The sequence below is a fragment of the Shewanella sp. T24-MNA-CIBAN-0130 genome (assembly GCF_040310185.1).
GTDB lineage: Bacteria > Pseudomonadota > Gammaproteobacteria > Enterobacterales > Shewanellaceae > Shewanella > Shewanella psychromarinicola.
Genome location: NZ_JBEOPP010000269.1, coordinates 1 through 278, shown reverse-complemented (window position 1 = coordinate 278; position 278 = coordinate 1). Strand labels below are relative to the sequence as shown.

Sequence of the window (278 nt, the reverse complement as noted above, 5' to 3'; positions counted from 1 at the left end):
AATATGACCCACATCAGGGGTAATGACGATGTCAGCGCGCCCGCGTTCATTGCGTATCGATGCGCTGTGTTTGGCGTCTGCATAAGCAACGGTGGAAGTTCTATTAGTTGCTACATTAGAGGATAGATTGTTTTCAAGTAATGCCCAAAAGCCACTCAATGAGGTGATAGCAGGTAAAAGATTGTTCGTTACGTTCTTTTTGCTAGTAGGCACTGTCACGTCGACAGCGATGATGATATCTGCCCCCAAATCACGCGCGCTATCGACAGGCACTAAGC

Annotated in this window: 1 protein-coding gene; it reads right to left on the bottom strand. The window is 47.5% G+C overall.

Features of this window, described 5'->3' with window-relative positions; genetic code table 11:
* Positions 1-278: hypothetical protein (locus AAEZ02_RS22335; RefSeq protein ID WP_502959609.1), on the bottom strand; the 278-nt coding region annotated here is incomplete at both ends.